Annotated in this window: 16 protein-coding genes; 13 read left to right on the top strand and 3 right to left on the bottom strand. The window is 72.5% G+C overall.

The annotated features are described in order from the left end of the window. Window positions 1-18 precede the first annotated feature (18 nt). Entirely contained in the window at window positions 19-972 is a 954-nt protein-coding gene (locus tag ACWFR4_RS10660; protein WP_453652165.1) for a DUF2510 domain-containing protein, read from the top strand. 14 nt (window positions 973-986) lie between these two features. Here ACWFR4_RS10660 and ACWFR4_RS10655 read toward each other — a convergent pair whose 3' ends face one another. Beyond that, window positions 987-2,189, bottom strand: a complete 1,203-nt coding sequence (locus tag ACWFR4_RS10655; protein ID WP_453465547.1) for an amino acid deaminase/aldolase — start codon at window positions 2,187-2,189, stop codon at window positions 987-989. A 148-nt stretch (window positions 2,190-2,337) separates the two neighbouring features. On the opposite strand from ACWFR4_RS10655, the gene ACWFR4_RS10650 reads away from it, so the two are divergent. Next, the gene (locus ACWFR4_RS10650; RefSeq protein ID WP_453651963.1) at window positions 2,338-3,693 is read left to right on the top strand and encodes a hypothetical protein; all 1,356 of its coding nucleotides are present in this window, start codon (window positions 2,338-2,340) and stop codon (window positions 3,691-3,693) included. Then, complete coding sequence (gene mycP, locus ACWFR4_RS10645; protein WP_453651961.1) at window positions 3,690-4,859, top strand: type VII secretion-associated serine protease mycosin; 1,170 nt, start codon at window positions 3,690-3,692, stop codon at window positions 4,857-4,859. Before ACWFR4_RS10650 ends, mycP begins: the two co-directional genes overlap by 4 nt. Window positions 4,860-4,870: 11 nt before the next feature. Here mycP and ACWFR4_RS10640 read toward each other — a convergent pair whose 3' ends face one another. Then, window positions 4,871-5,785, bottom strand: coding sequence for a serine hydrolase (locus ACWFR4_RS10640; protein ID WP_453651959.1), 915 nt, complete (start codon window positions 5,783-5,785; stop codon window positions 4,871-4,873). Between the two features lie 95 nt (window positions 5,786-5,880). On the opposite strand from ACWFR4_RS10640, the gene ACWFR4_RS10635 reads away from it, so the two are divergent. Beyond that, window positions 5,881-6,612: an SseB family protein gene (locus ACWFR4_RS10635; RefSeq protein ID WP_453465555.1), complete on the top strand. Its 732-nt coding sequence runs from the start codon at window positions 5,881-5,883 to the stop codon at window positions 6,610-6,612. A 13-nt stretch (window positions 6,613-6,625) separates the two neighbouring features. Here ACWFR4_RS10635 and ACWFR4_RS10630 read toward each other — a convergent pair whose 3' ends face one another. Beyond that, window positions 6,626-6,997 carry a DUF1844 domain-containing protein gene (locus ACWFR4_RS10630; protein WP_266566358.1) on the bottom strand — a complete coding sequence of 124 codons (372 nt, stop codon included), beginning with the start codon at window positions 6,995-6,997 and terminating at the stop codon, window positions 6,626-6,628. A 350-nt stretch (window positions 6,998-7,347) separates the two neighbouring features. Here ACWFR4_RS10630 and infC point away from each other — a divergent pair, with 350 nt between their 5' ends. From infC to ACWFR4_RS10585, 9 genes are all read left to right on the top strand, one after another. After that, a complete protein-coding gene (gene infC, locus ACWFR4_RS10625; RefSeq protein ID WP_453465557.1) occupies window positions 7,348-8,109 on the top strand; it encodes a translation initiation factor IF-3 in 762 nt (253 codons plus the stop codon). Between the two features lie 116 nt (window positions 8,110-8,225). Next, window positions 8,226-8,420, top strand: a complete 195-nt coding sequence (rpmI, locus tag ACWFR4_RS10620; RefSeq protein WP_100597076.1) for a 50S ribosomal protein L35 — start codon at window positions 8,226-8,228, stop codon at window positions 8,418-8,420. 97 nt (window positions 8,421-8,517) lie between these two features. Further along, window positions 8,518-8,901, top strand: a complete 384-nt coding sequence (gene rplT, locus ACWFR4_RS10615) for a 50S ribosomal protein L20 (RefSeq protein ID WP_453465558.1) — start codon at window positions 8,518-8,520, stop codon at window positions 8,899-8,901. Between the two features lie 172 nt (window positions 8,902-9,073). Next, window positions 9,074-9,916 (top strand): TrmH family RNA methyltransferase, encoded by an 843-nt coding sequence (locus tag ACWFR4_RS10610; RefSeq protein ID WP_266566362.1) that lies wholly within the window; start codon window positions 9,074-9,076, stop codon window positions 9,914-9,916. Between the two features lie 55 nt (window positions 9,917-9,971). Continuing rightward, window positions 9,972-11,126, top strand: a complete 1,155-nt coding sequence (locus ACWFR4_RS10605) for an ATP-binding protein (RefSeq protein ID WP_453651957.1) — start codon at window positions 9,972-9,974, stop codon at window positions 11,124-11,126. A gap of 140 nt (window positions 11,127-11,266) precedes the next feature. Next, window positions 11,267-12,391 (top strand): phenylalanine--tRNA ligase subunit alpha, encoded by a 1,125-nt coding sequence (gene pheS, locus ACWFR4_RS10600; protein WP_453468615.1) that lies wholly within the window; start codon window positions 11,267-11,269, stop codon window positions 12,389-12,391. Beyond that, window positions 12,391-14,901: a phenylalanine--tRNA ligase subunit beta gene (gene pheT, locus ACWFR4_RS10595; protein WP_453651955.1), complete on the top strand. Its 2,511-nt coding sequence runs from the start codon at window positions 12,391-12,393 to the stop codon at window positions 14,899-14,901. Before pheS ends, pheT begins: the two co-directional genes overlap by 1 nt. Window positions 14,902-15,071: 170 nt before the next feature. Continuing rightward, a complete protein-coding gene (locus tag ACWFR4_RS10590; protein WP_453651953.1) occupies window positions 15,072-16,202 on the top strand; it encodes a PP2C family protein-serine/threonine phosphatase in 1,131 nt (376 codons plus the stop codon). 285 nt (window positions 16,203-16,487) lie between these two features. Further along, the gene (locus tag ACWFR4_RS10585; protein WP_453468463.1) at window positions 16,488-17,828 is read left to right on the top strand and encodes a transcriptional regulator; all 1,341 of its coding nucleotides are present in this window, start codon (window positions 16,488-16,490) and stop codon (window positions 17,826-17,828) included. Window positions 17,829-17,873: the final 45 nt, after the last annotated feature.

Below are 17,873 nucleotides of genomic sequence, written 5' to 3'. Positions count from 1 at the left end.
TAGAGTGCCGGGATGAGCATGACGCCCCCGCCCGGCTGGTACCCGGACCCCACGGCCCCGCCCACCGAGCGCTGGTGGGACGGGGCCGCGTGGACCGAGCACCGGCGGCAGCCGCAGAACACCCCGGCCGCGCCACAGGCTTTCGGGCCGCCCGTCGAGCCCCCGTTCCCGGCCACGGGCCCGCAGCGCCCGCCCGCCGCACCGGGCCGCCGCGCGAAGACCATCGCCCTGGCCGCCGCCGGGATCGTGCTCGTCGCCTCCATCGCCACCGGCGCCGTCCTGCTCGGCCGCGGCGACGACGACCCCGAGACCCGCACGTCACCCACCTCGAGCGCCCCGACAGCCACGGACCCGACCGCCACCGCGAGCAGCGCCGAACCCACCCCCACCGAGGACGCGTCCACCGCCGTCGACCAGCTCAACGGCATCACGCTCCCCGTCCTCGACGGCTGGCAGAAGGCCGAGAACGTCGTCGACGACGACATGCTGATCACCACCCCGCGCACCTACGACTGCCCCGGCGACTCGGGCCTGTGCCGGCACGGCACCGTCGTCTCCCGCACCGTCACCGGGACCGACGAGACCTCACCCGAAGTCATCGCCGAACGGGACATCAAGGACGCCGCGGACGCCTCGTACGACAAGAACGGCATCAACCAGCAGCCCTTCGGCGGCATCGAGTCGCACCAGCAGATCGCCGCCCGCCAGACCGCGGTCGCCGGGCGCGCCGGCTTTCTCGTCCGCTGGAAGGTGAAGACCGCCAAGGGGCCCGGCGGTTACGTCCAGTCCGTCGTCTTCCCCTCCAGCGTCGGCTCCGAGTCCCTGGTGACCGTCCGCATCACCGTCGACGCAGGCAAGGACGCGCCGCCGCTCTCCGACATGGACCGCATCGTCAAGGGCATCAAGGCGGTCGGCGACAGCGGGTCGGACGGCGGCGTGGGCAGCAGCATCGGCCCCACCATCACGCCTTAGCGTCTTCAGGGTCCTCAGAGAAACGTGTAGCCCTCGCCGCGGTACGTCGGCACGGTCGCCGTCACCGCGTCGCTCTCCACCAGGCGCAGCACGTCGAACCGCTCGCACAGCTCGCCGGCCTTCGCGTGCCGGAACCACACCTTGTCGCCGATCAGCAGATCGTCGGCGGGCGCCCCGAGCAGCGGTGTCTGCACCTCGCCCGGGCCCTCCTGCGGGTCGTAGCGCAGGCCCTCCGGGAGGTACGGCACCGGCAGCCGGTCGGCTCCCGCGGCGCCCGACGCCGGATAACCGCCGCCGAGCACGGTCACGACCCCGACGCCCGGCCTGCGCACCACGGGCTGCGCGAACAGGGCGGCGGGCCGGCCCGTGAACGACGTGTAGTTGTCGAACAGGCGCGGCACATAGAGACCCGACCCCGCCGCGATCTCGGTCACCGCGCGCTCGGCCGCGGTGTGCTGCACGCTGCCCGTGCCGCCGCCGTTCACGAACTCCAGGTCCGGCGCCACCGTCCGCACCGCGCGCACCACTTCGGCCCGCCTGACCGCCAGCTCCTTGCGAGCCGCCGCCTGCATCAGCCGGATCGCCCGCGACCGCACCGGCCGCCCCGTGACCGCGTCCCCGACACCCGCGACATGACCCTCGTACGCCATCAGACCCACGAGCCGGAACCCCGGCCGCCGGGCCACGGAGCGCGCCATGTCGGCGACTTGGGCGGGGAAGCGGAGCGGGGAGCGGCGGGCCCCGACCCGTACGCGGCCGCCGAGTACCTGCCACGCGGTGTCCAGTTCCAGACAGACCCTGATCTCCTCGCGCCCGCCGTCCCGCGCGTCGTCGATCAGCCGCAGCTGGGCCGGGTCGTCGACCATCACCGTGACCGCCGCCGCCAGCTTCGGGTCGTGCGCGAGCTCCGCGAAAGCGGCCCGGTCCGCCGACGGATACGCGAGCAGCACGTCCTCGAAACCGGACCGCGCCAGCCACAGAGACTCCGCGAGCGTGAACGACATGATCCCGGCGAAACCGTCCCTGGCCAGGACCCGTTCGAGAAGGGCCCGGCAGCGCACCGACTTGCTCGCGACGCGGATCGGCTTTCCGGCCGCCCGCCTCACCAGGTCGTCCGCGTTGGCGTCGAACGCGTCCAGATCGACGATCGCGACCGGGGCGTCGAGATGAGCGGTGGCCCGGTCGTAGCGGGCCCTGTCGGCTGCGCGGGGTGTCATGACCGAAGCCTGCCAGACACGATTACCGCGGGGTAGGGGGAGGATCCGGGCAGATCGTCCTGACCTGCGATACGGGTTCCCTGCGAAGCCGCGTCAGCCCGTAGAGTGACGCGCACGCAGGACGAGAACGGGACGGAAACGGGGAGGCATGAGCACGCAAGCGCGCCGCGCGCCGATCCCGCCGCGCCCCTCCCAGCCGCCCACGCCGCGCGACGAGTTGGCCGATACCTCCGCCGGCCCGGACGCGTCGATATCCTCGCGCCCCGCGCACACCCCGGCGCCGGACCACACGCCTCCGCCGCCCCCGGCCTCGGCCCGCTTCCCGGACACCCCGCCCGTGCCGGGCGCGCCCGCGGCCCCCGCGTCCGACTGGCCGGCGCCCGCCACGCGCCCCGGGGCCGGCCCCCTGCCGCCCGAGCGCCCGACGGAGACCACGACCCGGCTGCGCCCGATCAGGGACACCGCCGCGCAGAGCGCCGACGGCCCGCCCCCGCCCCGCCCCGCCACACCCCCCGCGACAGCCGCCCCGGGCCGCCCGGCCACGCCGCCGCGCGCCCCCGGCGGACCGCACCCCACCGTCCCCCGCCCCGCCGCGCCCCCGCGCATCCCGAGCGAGCCCCCCGTCGGAAGGCGCCCGGTCGGAGCCGTCGACCTCACCCCGGGACCCGGCGCCGGCCGCCCCTTCGTGTTCTTCGCCCGCCCCGCCTCGTACGACGACAGCACCACCCGCCTGCGCCCCATCGGCGCCCGGATACGGCCCCGCGTCGCGGCCGCCGCGGCGTGCGCCGTGCTCGGGCTCGGCCTCATCGGCGGCGCGGCGACCGGGAGTTGGCTGACCGGGGACAGCGACGGCAGCATCGGCTCGCCGAGCTCGTACGCCGCCGCCGGAACCCTCTGGCACAGCGTCCCCGTCGACCGGCTCTTCCCGCCCGTCATCAAGGGCGACGGAGCGGGACCCGGCGGTGCCGACCGCATCTGGACACGCATCGCCGTCGCCCCGGACAGCACCTGCGAGAACGCCTTCGACCCGCTGCTGCAAAGGGCGCTCAGGCCCGCCGGGTGCCTGCGCCTCCTGCGCGCCACCTACACCGACGCCACCCGCAGCCATGTCACCACCGTCGGCCTGCTGTTCACCAAGGCGGACACCGAGGCCATGAAGGCGCTGCGCACCCGCTTCACCGAGGACGGCCTCGACCGCAGGAACGACCTCATGCCCCACCCGTACGGGGCCAAGGACACCCTCGCCGCCGGATTCGGCGACGCCCAGCGCGCCTCCTGGACCATCTCCGTCCTCGCCGACGCCCCCGTCGTCGCCTACGCCGTCTCCGGCTTCGCCGACGCCCGAACCGTCACCGACCCGCAGCCCGCCGCCGAGGCCATGAAGTCCGGCAGCGTCACGACCCCCGCGCAGGCCGGCCTCGGCTTCGAGGCACAGGGCATCACCGACCGCGTCGAACGAAGCCTGCGCGCCGCCGTCGCCAAGGCAACCGAGGAGCCGTCTTGACCCGCACGGCCGCCGCATGGCGGAACGCCGCCACTGCGCTGACCGCCGCCGCGGCCCTCGTCCTGATTCCGTCGGCCACCGCCCACGCCGACTCCATCCGCGCCCAGCAGTGGGGCCTGGACGCGATGCACACCGAGGAGGCCTGGCGCACCACCCAGGGCAAGGGCGTCACCGTCGCCGTCCTCGACACCGGCGTGGACGACACCCACCCCGACCTCAAGGGCAACGTCCTGCCGGCCAAGGACTTCGTCGGCTTCGGCGCCAAGAGGGGCGACCGCTCCTGGGCGCGGCACGGCACGGCCATGGCCGGGATCATCGCCGGGCACGGCCACGGCCCCGGTGGTGACGACGGAGTACTCGGCATCGCCCCCGAGGCGAGGATCCTGCCCGTCCGCGTGATCCTCGAGGACGGCGACCCGGCCCGCAAGGAAGCCCGCTCCAGCCGGGGCAGCGCACTCGCCGACGGCATCCGCTGGGCCGCCGACCACGGCGCCGACGTCATCAACCTCTCCCTCGGCGACGACTCCGCCACCGCCCACCCGGAAGCCACCGAGGACGCCGCCGTCCAGTACGCCCTGAAGAAGGGCTCCGTCGTGGTCGCCTCCGCGGGCAACGGCGGCAAGAAGGGCGATCACATCTCCTACCCGGCCGCGTACCCCGGAGTGATCACGGCCACCGCCGTCGACCGCTACCTCCACCGCGCCCCCTTCTCCACCCGCCGCTGGTACGCCACCGTCAGCGCCCCCGGCAACGCCATCGCGATCGCCGACCCCGACCGCACGTACTACTCGGGCTGGGGCACCAGCGCCGCCTCCGCGTTCGTCTCCGGCGCCGTCGCGCTGGTCCGCGCCGCCCACCCGGGGCTCACGCCCGCACAGATCAAGCAGCTCCTCGAGGACACCGCCCGCGACGCCCCCTCGGGCGGCCGCGACGACTCCCTCGGCTTCGGCTTCGTCGACCCGGCGGCCGCGATCCGCAAGGGCGACTCCCTCAGGCCCGAGGGCCTGCGCTCGACCACGTACTCGGAGAAGTTCTTCGGCACGGGACCCGACACCCCCGACGGCGACGCCTCGACCGGCTGGGTGGGCCCCGTCGCGGGAGGCCTCGGCGTCGCGCTCCTCGCGGCCGCCGTCTATCTGTGGCGCGGGCGTCGCACGGTCCGCTGACCTGCTGAGCCTCAGCCGGTGAGCACGGAGACGGCCGCCTTCGCTACCCCCTCCACCAGCGCCACCCCCGCCTTCTTGGTCGTATTGCCGTCGGAGAGCACCGAGACCAGATACCGCTTCCCGCCCAGGGACACCCGCCCGACGCTGTTGATGTCCCACAGCCCGGTCGCGCTGCGCGGCAGCCACCCGTTCTTCAGCGCACACACGGACACGGAGTCGGCCGCCGCCGACACACCCCACCGCTGATCCGACGCGATCCGCCCCATCAGCCCGGCGACGTACGCGCGCGACGCCTCGCTCAGCCCCGAGTCCGCGCCCTCCGCGCCTTCTGTGCCGAACACGGCCCGCAGCAAGGTCAGTTGATCCGCCGCCGTCGTCTGCGTCAGACCCCACTCGCCGCCCGCGCCGGCCCTCGTCCCGGTCAGCCCCAGCGTCAGGTTCGCCGCGTCGAGCCCGTCCGCACCGCCGATCGCCTCCCACAGGGCCGTCGCGGACGCGTTGTCACTGTTCTCGATCATCGCCGTCGCGTACGCGCGCTCCTGCGAGGTCAGCGTCCGCCCCGCGTCCTGCGCCCGCAGCAGCAGCGCAGCGAGGATGTCGACCTTGACGATGCTCGCGGTGTCGAACGCGGACGTGCCGTCGTACACGGCGCCGTCCGTCGCCCCGTCCAGCGCGGCCACCGCCACGGAGACCCGCGCGTCACCGTCCGGAAGCAGGGGCTTCAGCGACTTGGCGAGCGCGTCGTCACGGTCCACGGAGACCTCCTCGTCGGGTGCGGATGCGGACGCCTCCCCGGAAGAGGGCGCCGACGCCGTGGCGGCGACCGGAACCGCCTGCCCCGCCCCGCCCGGCGAGCAGCCTATGAGGGTTCCCACGAGCGTTCCCGTGAGAACGGCGGCCCACGCCGCGAGTCCGTTCCGGTGCATGCCTGGATGCTCGGCGCCCGTCCTGTGCGCACCGTGAGACCAGGCTCTGGGTCCGCTGAGAAGATCGCGCCGCCGGGTCGGTAGGGTCGGTGAACGTGGCGAACAAGAACATTCCCGACCCCGGCTTCTCCGACGACGACGGCTCCGCGGACCCGCGGCTGAGCGCGGCCCTCGCCGCGTGGGCCGAGGACCGCACGGCGCACGGCCCGGTCCTCACGGCGCTCAAGGAAGCCCGGCTCCTCGTCCCCGTCGTCGCCGTACTCGGCGAGGTGGAGGAGGACGAGAACGGGCTGCGCCGCGAGAAGACCAGTGACATGGCCGTGCCCACCCTCAAGGCCGGTGACCGCAAGGCCCTGCCCGCGTTCACCTCCACCGCGGCCCTTGCGCTGTGGGACCCCGAGGCGCGCCCCGTCGCCGTACCCCTGCACCAGGCGCTCCAGGCCGCCGCGCACGAGCAGGCCGACACCGTCGTCATCGACCTTGCGGGCCCGGTCGCCTACGAGCTCAGCGGCGCCGTCCTGCGCGCCGCGAACGAGGGCCGCACCAGCGCCGACCCCCTCGCCGACCCGGCCGTCACGGAGGCGATCCGCGCCGCCGTCGCCGCCGAGCCCGGCGTCCTGCGCGCCCACCTGGGCCCGGGCAGCGCCGACGGCATCCTCGCGCTCGTCCTCGACCCGTCGGCCGCCCCGGCCGAGACCGCCCGCGCCGTCGCCGGGCGCATCGCCGCCGACGAAACACTGAGGGCCCGCCTGGTGCGGGGTCTCGACCTGGCACTCCTGCCGGCCGGGACCACGCCACCCGGCGAGCCCCTCTACGTACGCGCGTGAACTACCGGGACGATCAGCCGTAGACCGGGCCCGTGTACTTCTCGCCGGGGCCCTGGCCCGGCTCGTCCGGCACGAAGGACGCCTCGCGGAACGCCAGCTGCAGCGACTTCAGACCGTCGCGCAGCGGCGCCGCGTGGAACGAGCTGATCTCGGTCGTGCTCGCGTCGAGCAGACCGGCGAGGGCGTGCACGAGCTTGCGGGCCTCGTCGAGGTCCTTGTGGGCGTCGCCCTCCTCGGTGAGGCCGAGCTTCACCGCGGCGGCGCTCATCAGGTTGACCGCGACCGTCACGATCACCTCGACGGCGGGGACCTCGGCGATGTCCCGGGTCAGGGCGTCGTAATCAGTGTTTTCGGCGTTTTCGGCAGCGGGGGTGGCGTCATTCATGTGCCCCACGATATGCCGCCCGCACACTCGGTTGGGCCCACCCCCCGAGAGCTGCTAACCTTGTGTAACGACCGGCCGGACACGCATGCCACTGGCTTGAGTGACCGGCCCACAAGTGGAGGCTCCGATCTCCCACCTTGCTGCCCCTGAGGGGCGGCGGGTCACCGGTCAGACGGCCCCCATCGTTCCGTACGGACGATGGAGCCGTCCGATGTGCGCCCCGCGGTCATACGCGTCGGTGCTCCGGTAGTCCTTGGAGCCCCGCCTGTGTACCGTTCCGGGGCATTTTTTGTGTTCCGGCGCGGTTGGTACTACTAAACAGACGTTACGCGGCGGTCCGCCAGACCGTCGTGTGGTGCTACCGAGGAGGATCCATCAGCGCCGAGCCCCGCATCAACGACCGGATTCGCGTTCCCGAAGTGCGACTTGTCGGTCCCAGCGGCGAGCAGGTCGGGATTGTTCCGCTTGCCAAGGCCCTTGAGCTTGCTCAGGAGTACGACCTCGACCTCGTCGAGGTGGCGGCGACAGCCCGTCCGCCCGTCTGCAAGCTCATGGACTACGGCAAGTTCAAGTACGAGTCGGCCATGAAGGCCCGTGAGGCGCGCAAGAACCAGGCGCACACGGTCATCAAGGAGATGAAGCTCCGGCCGAAGATCGACCCGCACGACTATGACACCAAGAAGGGTCATGTCGTCCGGTTCCTCAAGGCGGGCGACAAGGTCAAGATCACGATCATGTTCCGTGGTCGCGAGCAGTCCCGCCCCGAGCTGGGTTTCCGACTGCTGCAGCGTCTCGCTTCGGACGTCGAGGACCTCGGGTTCATCGAGTCGAACCCGAAGCAGGACGGCCGAAACATGATCATGGTTCTCGGTCCGCACAAGAAGAAGACCGAGGCCATGGCCGAGGCCCGCGAGGCCCAGGAGGCCCGCAAGGCCGAGCAGAAGGCTCTGCCGACGCACGGCCGCACGCAGCGGGCCAGCGACGACGCCGCCGAGCAGGAGTCCGAGACTCCGGCCGAGGCGTCCGACGAGGCCCCCGCTGTGGACGAGGCTCCTGCTGTGGACGAGGCCCCTGCTGCAGAGGCCCCGGCCGAGGCTCCCGCCGAGGCCTGATCCGGCCACGTACAGCCCGTACGGACCGGATGCCAATCGATACATCTGGACGTTCCGTATGCCGGTCCGCACCCCGGACCGGCAGGGAACGCCACTGACGAGGAGAGAACGGCGCTATGCCGAAGAACAAGACGCACAGCGGTGCCAGCAAGCGCTTCAAGATCACCGGCTCCGGCAAGGTGCTCCGTGAGCGCGCCGGCAAGCGCCACCTGCTCGAGCACAAGTCGTCCCGCGTGACGCGCCGCCTCACCGGCACGGTCGAGCTGGCCCCGGGCGACGCCAAGAAGATCAAGAAGCTTCTCGGCAAGTGAGTTCAGGCGCGCGCCAGCGCGCCGGAGCTCGGACCGGGACCAATTCGTTTCCGGGTCGTGTGAGTCCAACCACGGCCCCGCTACAAGGAGTTAACAAGTGGCACGCGTCAAGCGGGCAGTGAACGCCCACAAGAAGCGCAGGGCAGTCCTCGAGGCCGCCAAGGGTTACCGCGGTCAGCGCTCGCGCCTGTACCGCAAGGCCAAGGAGCAGGTCACCCACTCCCTGGTCTACAACTACAACGACCGCAAGAAGCGCAAGGGCGACTTCCGCCGTCTGTGGATCCAGCGCATCAACGCCGCTGCCCGCCAGAACGGCATGACGTACAACCGCCTCATCCAGGGTCTGAACGCCGCCAACATCGAGGTGGACCGCAAGATCCTCGCCGAGCTGGCCGTCAACGACGCGAACGCGTTCGCCGCGCTCGTCGAGGTCGCGCAGAAGGCCCTTCCGGCCGACGTGAACGCGCCCAAGGCTGCGTGACGCTCCGCTTTGAGCCGGATGCTTCTCGGACCCGCAAGCCACTTGGCTTGCGGGTCCGAGTGCGTCCGTTGTCGGCTTCGGGGTGGTGGGGGTTGTTCGCGCAGTTCCCCGCGCCCCATTCGGGGCGCGTTGCCCCGCCCCTGTTCAACTTCTGCCCCCCGAAGGTGAGTTCATGGTCGGCCCCGAGTTGATCTCCCCCAAGTCGTCCCGCGTCAGTGCCGCGCGGCGGCTTGCCAAGCGGAACTTCCGGGGCAAGGAGCGGCTGTTCCTGGCCGAGGGGCCGCAGGCCGTGCGGGAGGCCGCCGGGCACGCGGACACCCTCGTCGAGCTGTTCGCCACCCTCGACGCCGCCGAGCGCTACACCGACATCGTCGCGGAGGCGCGCGACGCCGGCGCCCGGGTGCACCTCGCCGACGAGGACGTCATCGCCGACATCTCGACGACCGTCACCCCGCAGGGCCTCGTCGGGGTCTGCCGCTTCCTGGACACCCCGTTCGAGGACGTCCTCGCCGCCCGCCCCAAGCTCGTCGCGGTCCTCGCCAACGTCCGCGACCCCGGCAACGCCGGCACCGTCCTGCGCTGCGCCGACGCCGCGGGCGCCGACGCCGTCGTCCTGACCGACGCGTCCGTCGACCTGTACAACCCCAAGTCCGTGCGGGCGTCCGTCGGTTCGCTGTTCCACCTGCCGGTCGCCGTCGGCGTACCCGTGGAGCGGGCCGTACAGGGGCTCAAGGACGCGGGCGTACGTATCCTCGCCGCCGACGGCGCGGGGGAGCACGACCTCGACACCGAGCTCGACCGCGGCACCATGGGCACCCCCACCGCCTGGATCTTCGGCAACGAGGCCTGGGGGCTCCCCGAGGAGACCCGCGAGCTGGCCGACGCCGTCGTACGGGTCCCCATCCACGGCAAGGCCGAGAGCCTGAACCTCGCCACGGCCGCCGCCGTCTGCCTGTACGCCTCCGCGCGAGCACAGCGAGCCCCCGGAGGGTGCCGCTCCGTCACCCCCAGCTAGTAGTGTGGCGAGCTCGGAGGCCACAGCGCCCTTCCGAGAGGCGGGATACGGGGATATGAGCGTCGGCACGGGCAGAGCACCGGGGGCACGGGACACCTTGCGCCGACCCGCGCCCCGATGTGGCCCCGACGACCTCACCACCCTGGCCGACAGCGGCCTCCACCCGGACGACCTGCCCGACGGACTCGTCGTCGCCGACGAGACCGGGCACGTCATCTGCTTCAACGCGGCGGCCGTCCGCATCACCGCCGTCGCCGCCGCCGACGCCCTGGGCCACCCCCTGGAGCGCGCGCTCCCCCTGGAGGACCTCGAAGGCCGCCGCTGGTGGCAGCTGACCGACCCGTACGGCGGCCTCGCCACCCGCTTCGCGCAGCCCGAGCGCAATCTGCTGCTGCCCGGGGGGCGAGAGGTCCTCGTGTCCGCGCGCTATGTCCGCACCGCGCGCACCGGCCCCGTCCGCCGCGTCGTCGTCTCCATCCGTGACACCGAGGCCCGCCGGCGCACCGAGCGCAGCCACGCCGAGCTGATCGCGACCGTCGCGCACGAGCTGCGCTCGCCCCTCACGTCGGTGAAGGGCTTCACCGCGACCTTGCTCGCGAAGTGGGAGCGGTTCACCGACGACCAGAAGCAGCTGATGCTGGAGACCGTGGACGCCGACGCGAACCGTGTCACGCGGCTCATCGCCGAGCTCCTCGACATCTCCCGCATCGACTCCGGCCGCCTCGAAGTGCGCCGCCAGCCCGTCGACATCGGCGCCGCCGTGGCCCGCCACATCCAGGCCCACGTCGCCTCAGGACAGCCGGCCGACCGCTTCCTCGTCCGGGTGGAACAGCCCCTGCCCGACCTCTGGGCCGACCCGGACAAGATCGACCAGGTGCTCAGCAACCTCCTGGAAAATGCCGTGCGCCACGGCGAGGGAACGGTCACCATCGACGTCATGCCCTCGGCATCACCCCGCGAGCGGGAGTGCGCCGGCACGTCGGTCACCGTGAGCGACGAGGGGCCCGGCATCCCGGAGGAGTCCATGAACCGCGTCTTCACCCGCTTCTGGCGGGGCAGCAAGCGCGGCGGCACCGGACTCGGCCTGTACATCGTCAAGGGCATCGTCGAGGTCCATGGCGGGACCATCACGGTCGGTCGCGCGCCCGGCGGCGGCGCCCAGTTCCGATTTACGTTGCCCGTGGGGGCCCCGGCGTACCTGAACGCCTGAGCGGGCCCCCACGGGCGCATCGGCACACCCCACCCCCGTTAGACTCGGTCTTTGGCACTTTGCGTCCCAATCCTGAGACGAATCGTCTCCGAGTCGTGGACGGGGACCATCCGCCAAACCAACCGGAAGCACGGGAAGAGATGTCGGCACCGAATAAGTCGTACGACCCTGTTGAGGTCGAGGCCTTGAAACCGGAAGAGATCGAGCGCATGCGGGACGAGGCGCTCGCCGCCTTCGCGGCCGCGGACTCCCTCGGCGCGCTCCAGGAGGCCAAGGTCGCCCACACCGGCGGCACCTCGCCCCTGTCGCTCGCCAACCGCGAGATCGGCGCCCTGCCCCCGCAGGCCAAGGCCGAGGCCGGCAAGCGCGTCGGCATGGCCCGCGGCGTTGTCAGCAAGGCGCTCGCCGCCCGCCAGTCGGAGCTCGAGGCCGAGCGCGACGCGCGCGTCCTGGTCGAGGAGGCCGTGGACGTCACGCTGCCCTACGACCGGACCCCGGCCGGCGCCCGCCACCCCCTGACCACGCTCTCGGAGCGCATCGAGGACGTCTTCGTGGCCATGGGCTACGAGGTCGCCGAGGGCCCCGAGGTCGAGGCGGAGTGGTTCAACTTCGACGCTCTGAACATCGGCCCCGACCACCCGGCGCGGGGCATGCAGGACACGTTCTTCATCGAGGGGCCCAAGGGCCGCGAGACGGAGTCGAACGTCGTCCTGCGCACCCACACGTCCCCCGTGCAGATCCGGTCCATGCTCGACCGCGAGCCGCCGGTCTACGTGATCTGCCCGGGCCGCGTGTACCGCTCCGACGAGCTGGACGCCACGCACACTCCCGTGTTCATGCAGGTCGAGCTGCTCGCCGTCGACGAGGGCCTGACGATGTCGGACCTCAAGGGCACCCTCGACCACATGGTCCAGGCGCTCTTCGGTGAGGGCATGAAGACCCGCCTGCGACCCAACTTCTTCCCGTTCACCGAGCCGTCCGCCGAGATGGACATGGTCTGCTACGTGTGCCGCGGCGAGTCCGTCGGCAACCCGGACCGGCCGTGCCGCACCTGCTCCTCCGAGGGCTGGATCGAGCTCGGCGGCTGCGGCATGGTCAATCCCAAGGTGCTGACCGCGGCGGGCATCGACCCCGAGAAGTACAGCGGATTCGCCTTCGGGTTCGGCATCGAGCGGATGCTGATGTTCCGCCACAACGTCGAAGACATGCGAGACATGGTCGAGGGTGACATCCGGTTCACCCGGCCGTTCGGGATGGAGATCTGATGCGTATCCCGCTTTCCTGGCTGCGGGAGTACGTCGATCTCCCCGCCACCGAGACCGGCCGTGACCTGCAGGAAAAGCTCATCGCCACCGGCCTCGAGGTCGAGACCGTCGAGCAGCTCGGCGCCGGCCTCAAGGGCCCCCTCGTCGTCGGTCAGGTGCTGACCATCGAGGAGCTGGAGGGCTTCAAGAAGCCCATCCGCTTCTGCACCGTCGACGTCGGCCAGGCCAACGGCACGGGCGAGCCGCAGGAGATCGTCTGCGGCGCCCGTAACTTCGCCGTCGGCGACAAGGTCGTCGTGGTCCTGCCCGGCGCCGTGCTGCCCGGCGACTTCGCGATCGCCGCGCGCAAGACGTACGGCAGGACCTCGCACGGCATGATCTGTTCCGGCGACGAGCTGGGCATGGGCGACGACGGCTCCGGCGGCATCATCGTCCTGCCGCCCGAGCACGAGGTCGGCACCGACGCGATCGAGCTCCTCCAGCTCGTCGACGAGGTCCTCGACATCGCCGTCACCGCCAACCGCGGCGACTGTCTGTCGCTGCGCGGTGTCGCCCGCGAGGCCGCCATCGCGTACGGCATCCCGCTGCGCGACCCGGCGCTCCTCGACGTGCCCGCGCCGAACGCCCAGGGCTACCCGGTGAAGGTCTCCGAGCCGGCCGGCTGCGACCGCTTCACCGCGCGCACCGTCACCGGTCTCGACCCCGAGGCCCGCTCCCCGATCTGGCTCCGGCGCCGGCTGCAGAAGGCGGGCATGCGCCCGATCTCGCTCGCCGTCGACATCACCAACTACGTGATGCTGGAGCTCGGCCAGCCCTTGCACGCCTACGACCGCTCCCTCGTCCAGGGCGCGATCGGCGTGCGCAGGGCCGAGCAGGGCGAGAAGTTCACCACCCTCGACGGCGCCAAGCGTGTGCTCGACGCCGAGGACCTGGTGATCACCGACGACCGCGGCGCGATCGGCCTCGCGGGCGTCATGGGCGGAGCCAACACGGAGATCGCCGACCACGACGCCGGCGCCGGGACTACCGACGTCGTCATCGAGGCCGCGCACTTCGACCCCGTCTCCATCGCCCGCACCGCGCGCCGCCACAAGCTGTCCTCCGAGGCGTCCAAGCGCTTCGAGCGCGGCGTCGACCCGCAGGCCGCGTCCGCCGCGGCCCAGCGCACCGTCGACCTCCTCGTGCTCCTCGCGGGCGGCACCGCCGACCCCGGCGTCACCGAGGTCATCGCGCCCTCCGGGCCGCACACCATCACGCTCCCGGCGGACCACCCCGACAAGGTCGCGGGTGTCACGTACGGCCGGGAGACCGTGGTGCGCCGCCTCCAGCAGGTCGGCTGCGACGTCTACGGCCAGGACAACCTGACGGTCACCGTGCCGTCCTGGCGTCCTGACCTGGTCGACCCGAACGACCTGGCCGAAGAGGTCATCCGGCTCGAGGGCTACGAGAACCTGCCCTCGACGCTGCCCAGGCCCCCGGCGGGCCGCGGCCTGACCGAGCGCCAGCGGCTCCACCGCCGCGCAGGCCGCGCCCTGGCCGGCGCCGGTTACGTCGAGGCGCTGAACTACCCGTTCATCAGCGACGAGACACTCGGCAAGCTCGGCATCGAGCAGGACGACCCGCGCCGCACCACGGTCAAGCTGGTCAACCCGCTCTCCGACGAGGAGCCGGCGCTCCGTACGACGCTGCTGCCGGGCCTCCTGGAGGCGCTGCGCCGCAACGACGGCCGTGGCTCGCACGACCTGGCGCTGTTCGAGACCGGCCTGGTCTTCCGGCCGACCGGTGACGAGCCGCAGGCCGTACGCCTCCCCGCCGACCGGCGTCCCACCGACGAGGAGATCGCCGACCTCGACGCCGCGCTGCCGCGTCAGCCGCGCCACGCCGCGGTCGTCCTCACGGGCGCCCGCGAGCAGGCCGGCTGGTGGGGCAACGGCCGGCCGGCCGACTGGGCGGACGCCGTCGAGGCGGCCCGCACCATCGCCCGCGAGGCCGGTGTCGAGCTGATCGTGCGCGGCGACCAGCACGCACCCTGGCACCCGGGCCGGTGCGCCGCGCTGTTCGCCGTGGTGGACGGCGCGGAGACGCTCGTCGGTCACGCCGGTGAGCTGCACCCGCGCGTCATCAAGGCGCTGCACCTGCCCGAGCGCAGCTGCGCCATGGAGGTCGACCTCGACCTCGTCGAGCGGGCCGGCACCGGCGCGCTCCAGGCGCCGCGGATCTCCACGTTCCCCGTGGCCACGCAGGACGTCGCGCTCGTCGTCGACGCCTCCGTGCCGGCCGCCGACGTGGAGAAGGCGCTGCGCGAGGGGGCGGGTGAACTCCTCGAGTCCCTCCGCCTGTTCGACGTGTTCACGGGCGAGCAGCTCGGTGAGGGCCGCAAGTCCCTCGCCTACGCGCTGCGCTTCCGTGCCGCCGACCGCACGCTGACCGTCGACGAGGCCTCCGCGGCCCGCGACGCGGCGGTGGCGCTGGCCGCCGAGCGCACCGGGGCGGTGCTGCGCGGGGCCTGATCCCGGCAGAGCGAGACGCAGTGAGGGGCACCTCCGGACCACCGGAGGTGCCCCTCACTCGTTCGGGTGAGAAGTGGCGGTGATCCGCTCCGATGGGGGCAGGCGGTCGACAGAATCATTGCGGCCGCAGGGCCGACCGCGCTGAACAGGGCCTTAGGGAGGCCGTCGGCATGATCCGTAACCATCCGAGGACGCCCTCCCGACCACTCCGCACCTCCTTCAGATCCCGGCTCACCCGTTCCCGCACCCTTCGGGTGCGCCGCGCGCTCGATCTGGCGCTGCCCACGGCCTGGGGCGCCGTGGCGATCACCTTCAAGCTGGCCTGCCCCCTTGCGCAGGAGACCGGACTCGGCGCGCGGATCGCGTCGAGCGTCGTGTTCTTCGCCGTCGGCACGGGGCTGATACTCCATGTCCGGCGCGGCCTCCAGCGCGAGCTGCGGCAGCTGCGCAGGATCGCGGGGGCCGCACAGAACGTGCTGCTGCGCCCGCTGCCGCCCCGCATCGACGGCCTGGCCATCGCGGCGGGGCAGCTCTCGGCCGACCGGGGCGCCACCGTGGGCGGCGACCTCTACGAGGTCATCGCCACCGACCACGGCGTGCGGGTCGTCATGGGGGACGTCCGCGGGCACGGGCTCGCCGCCCTCGCGACGGTCGCCGCCGTCCTCGGCAGCTTCCGCGAAGCAGCGCACGACGAGGCCGAACTGGCCTGCGTACTGAGGCGACTCGAGCGGGCCATGGCCCGGCATCTGCGCGAGCGGTCGCGGGACGAGCATCCCGCAGCCGGCGGCGCCGAGCCGGTCAGTCCGGTCGCGGAGGAGTTCGTCACCGTTCTGCTCCTGGAGATCCGGCAGGACGGGGAGGTGCTCGCGCTCAACTGCGGGCACCCGTGGCCGTATCTGCTGCGCAGCCATGTGGGTCCCGCGGCCGTGGGTGGCTACGCCGAGTTGGTCGTGGGCGGTGAACCCCTGCCGCCGCTCGGCCCGTTCCCGCTGCCGGCCGAACTGCCCGTCGTCGCGTGCGGGCGGCTTCTTCCCGGGGAGGGGCTGCTGCTCCACACGGACGGGCTCGAGGACGCGCGGGACGCCCGCGGCCGGTTCTTCCCGCTGCCCGCCGCGCTCGCCGAGGCCGTACGCGTCCAGCCGGTCGTCCCCGAGGCCGTCATCCGTGCCGTGTACGCCCAACTCCTGCGCCACACGGGAGGGTTGCCGGACGATGACGCCGCGCTCCTCGTCCTGCGCAACGACCGCAAGCGAGTCCCCTTGCAGCACGGGGAGCCCCGCGTCCACAGTGCCGCCAAGTGAACGGAGCCACCGCGTGACCTGACCCCGGGGCTCCCGCCCCCGGGGCGCGCCGTCCGCCGGCCACGGAGTGTCGGGCAGGCAGCCGGTCGGACGGCGCGAAACGGGCCGCCGCACTGTACGAGGGGGAGCCGGCGGCCCGGCCGGCCTCTTGCGAGGCAGTTCAGTCAATCGAGTTGCATCACGCCACAAAAGAGTGCGCAACGCCCGGATTCGGGCACTCCGTTCACACCCCGTGTGAAGCCCGCTCCACTACGCTGACGGCACCGAGCCACCGGAGGGCACTCCATGCAGCCCAACACCTTGCTCGACGCGATCCTCGACGAGGCCGGGATCTCCCATGCGGGCCTCGCCGCGCATGTGAACCAGGCGGGCCGCGCCAGGGGACTCGCCCTGCGCTACGAACACACCGCCGTGGCACGGTGGTTGAAGGGCCAGCGGCCACGAGGCCAGGTGCCCGACCTCATCTGCGAGGTCCTCGCCGCCCGCCTGCACCGCCCCGTCACCCTCGACGACATCGGCCTGGGCATGCCCGGCGAACCGGCCACCCCGCACGGCCAGAGCCTGTCCGGATTCGTCGAGCGGGCCACCGCCCTGTGGCGCTCGGACGAACAGCAGCGGCCCCACATACTGGGCGCCCCCGCCGTCACAGGGACCCCGGCCGTGATGCCCGTATGGGAGTGGGAGAACCCGCCCGAGGACACCGATGTGTCGCGCGGCGGGCGCCACCGGGTCAGCGCCGCCGACCTGGAGATGATGCGCTCGGCCCGCACGCACTACGAGCAGATGTACCGCAAGGCCGGCGGCATCGCGACGCGCACCCGCATCGTCGGCTTCCTCAACACGGAGGCGGCGCCCCTGCTGCGCGGCAGCTACACCGACGAGACGGGCCGCCAACTGCACCGCGCCACCGGCGGGTTGGTCGCCATCGCGGGCATCTGCGCCTATGACTCCGACGCGCACGGCCTCGCCCAGCGCTACTTCCACCAGGCCCTGCGCCTAGCCAAGGCGAGCGGTGACCGCGGTCTCGGCGCCTATGTCATCGCCCTCCTGGTCAACCAGTCGCTCCACATGCGGCAGTACCGGCAGTCGGTGGCTTTCGCGGAGGCCGCGCTGCGGGCCGCCGGACGGCACATCACGCCCGCGCTCGCCTCGGATCTGTACGCTATGCAGGCCAAGGCGTACGCACACCTAGGCGACGGCAGCAGCGCCCTGTCCTGCATCCGGCGTGCCGAGTCGGCCGCCGACCGTATCCGGCGCGGCCACGAACCGGACGAGACGGGCTATGTCCAGCCCGGACTCGTCAACGTGCAGGTGGCGGAGGCCTTGTTGAGCCTCGGCGACCTCACCTCGGCGTGTGAACACGCGGCGGCGGCCGTGCACAACCCCGCCCACGACCGGGGGCGGGTGCACCGCCTCGCCATGCTCAGCCAGATCGAGCTGAGACAGGGCAACGCCGAGAAGGCCGTCGCGATTGCCGTTGAGATGGCCGAACGGGCGCGGGGAATGGAGTCGCAGCGGCTGCGCGACAGACTCCGGGCGGTACGCGAACACCTGGTGCGCAACGGCTGTGCCGGCACAGCCGAGGCCGCCGAACTCATCGACGGGGCACTGCGCGTACCGCTCTGAGTCGGACCTGTACCGCTCTCTCACGCTCCGCTGCTGCGATATTGC

This window comes from Streptomyces sp. NPDC055140 (genome assembly GCF_053607285.1).
Note: the sequence above shows the minus strand (reverse complement) of the source record. Positions and strands in the feature narration are given on the sequence as shown.

Excerpts from the sequence above, each read along its gene's own strand:
- pheT (WP_453651955.1), top strand. The coding sequence starts at position 12,391 with ATGCGTATCCCGCTTTCCTGGCTGCGGGAGTACGTCGATCTCCCCGCC.
- ACWFR4_RS10630 (WP_266566358.1), bottom strand. The coding sequence starts at position 6,997 with ATGAATGACGCCACCCCCGCTGCCGAAAACGCCGAAAACACTGATTAC.
- ACWFR4_RS10590 (WP_453651953.1), top strand. The coding sequence starts at position 15,072 with ATGATCCGTAACCATCCGAGGACGCCCTCCCGACCACTCCGCACCTCC.
- ACWFR4_RS10650 (WP_453651963.1), top strand. The coding sequence starts at position 2,338 with ATGAGCACGCAAGCGCGCCGCGCGCCGATCCCGCCGCGCCCCTCCCAG.
- pheS (WP_453468615.1), top strand. The coding sequence starts at position 11,267 with ATGTCGGCACCGAATAAGTCGTACGACCCTGTTGAGGTCGAGGCCTTG.
- rpmI (WP_100597076.1), top strand. The coding sequence starts at position 8,226 with ATGCCGAAGAACAAGACGCACAGCGGTGCCAGCAAGCGCTTCAAGATC.
- ACWFR4_RS10640 (WP_453651959.1), bottom strand. The coding sequence starts at position 5,785 with ATGCACCGGAACGGACTCGCGGCGTGGGCCGCCGTTCTCACGGGAACG.
- ACWFR4_RS10655 (WP_453465547.1), bottom strand. The coding sequence starts at position 2,189 with ATGACACCCCGCGCAGCCGACAGGGCCCGCTACGACCGGGCCACCGCT.
- ACWFR4_RS10660 (WP_453652165.1), top strand. The coding sequence starts at position 19 with ATGACGCCCCCGCCCGGCTGGTACCCGGACCCCACGGCCCCGCCCACC.
- ACWFR4_RS10605 (WP_453651957.1), top strand. The coding sequence starts at position 9,972 with ATGAGCGTCGGCACGGGCAGAGCACCGGGGGCACGGGACACCTTGCGC.
- ACWFR4_RS10585 (WP_453468463.1), top strand. The coding sequence starts at position 16,488 with ATGCAGCCCAACACCTTGCTCGACGCGATCCTCGACGAGGCCGGGATC.
- ACWFR4_RS10610 (WP_266566362.1), top strand. The coding sequence starts at position 9,074 with ATGGTCGGCCCCGAGTTGATCTCCCCCAAGTCGTCCCGCGTCAGTGCC.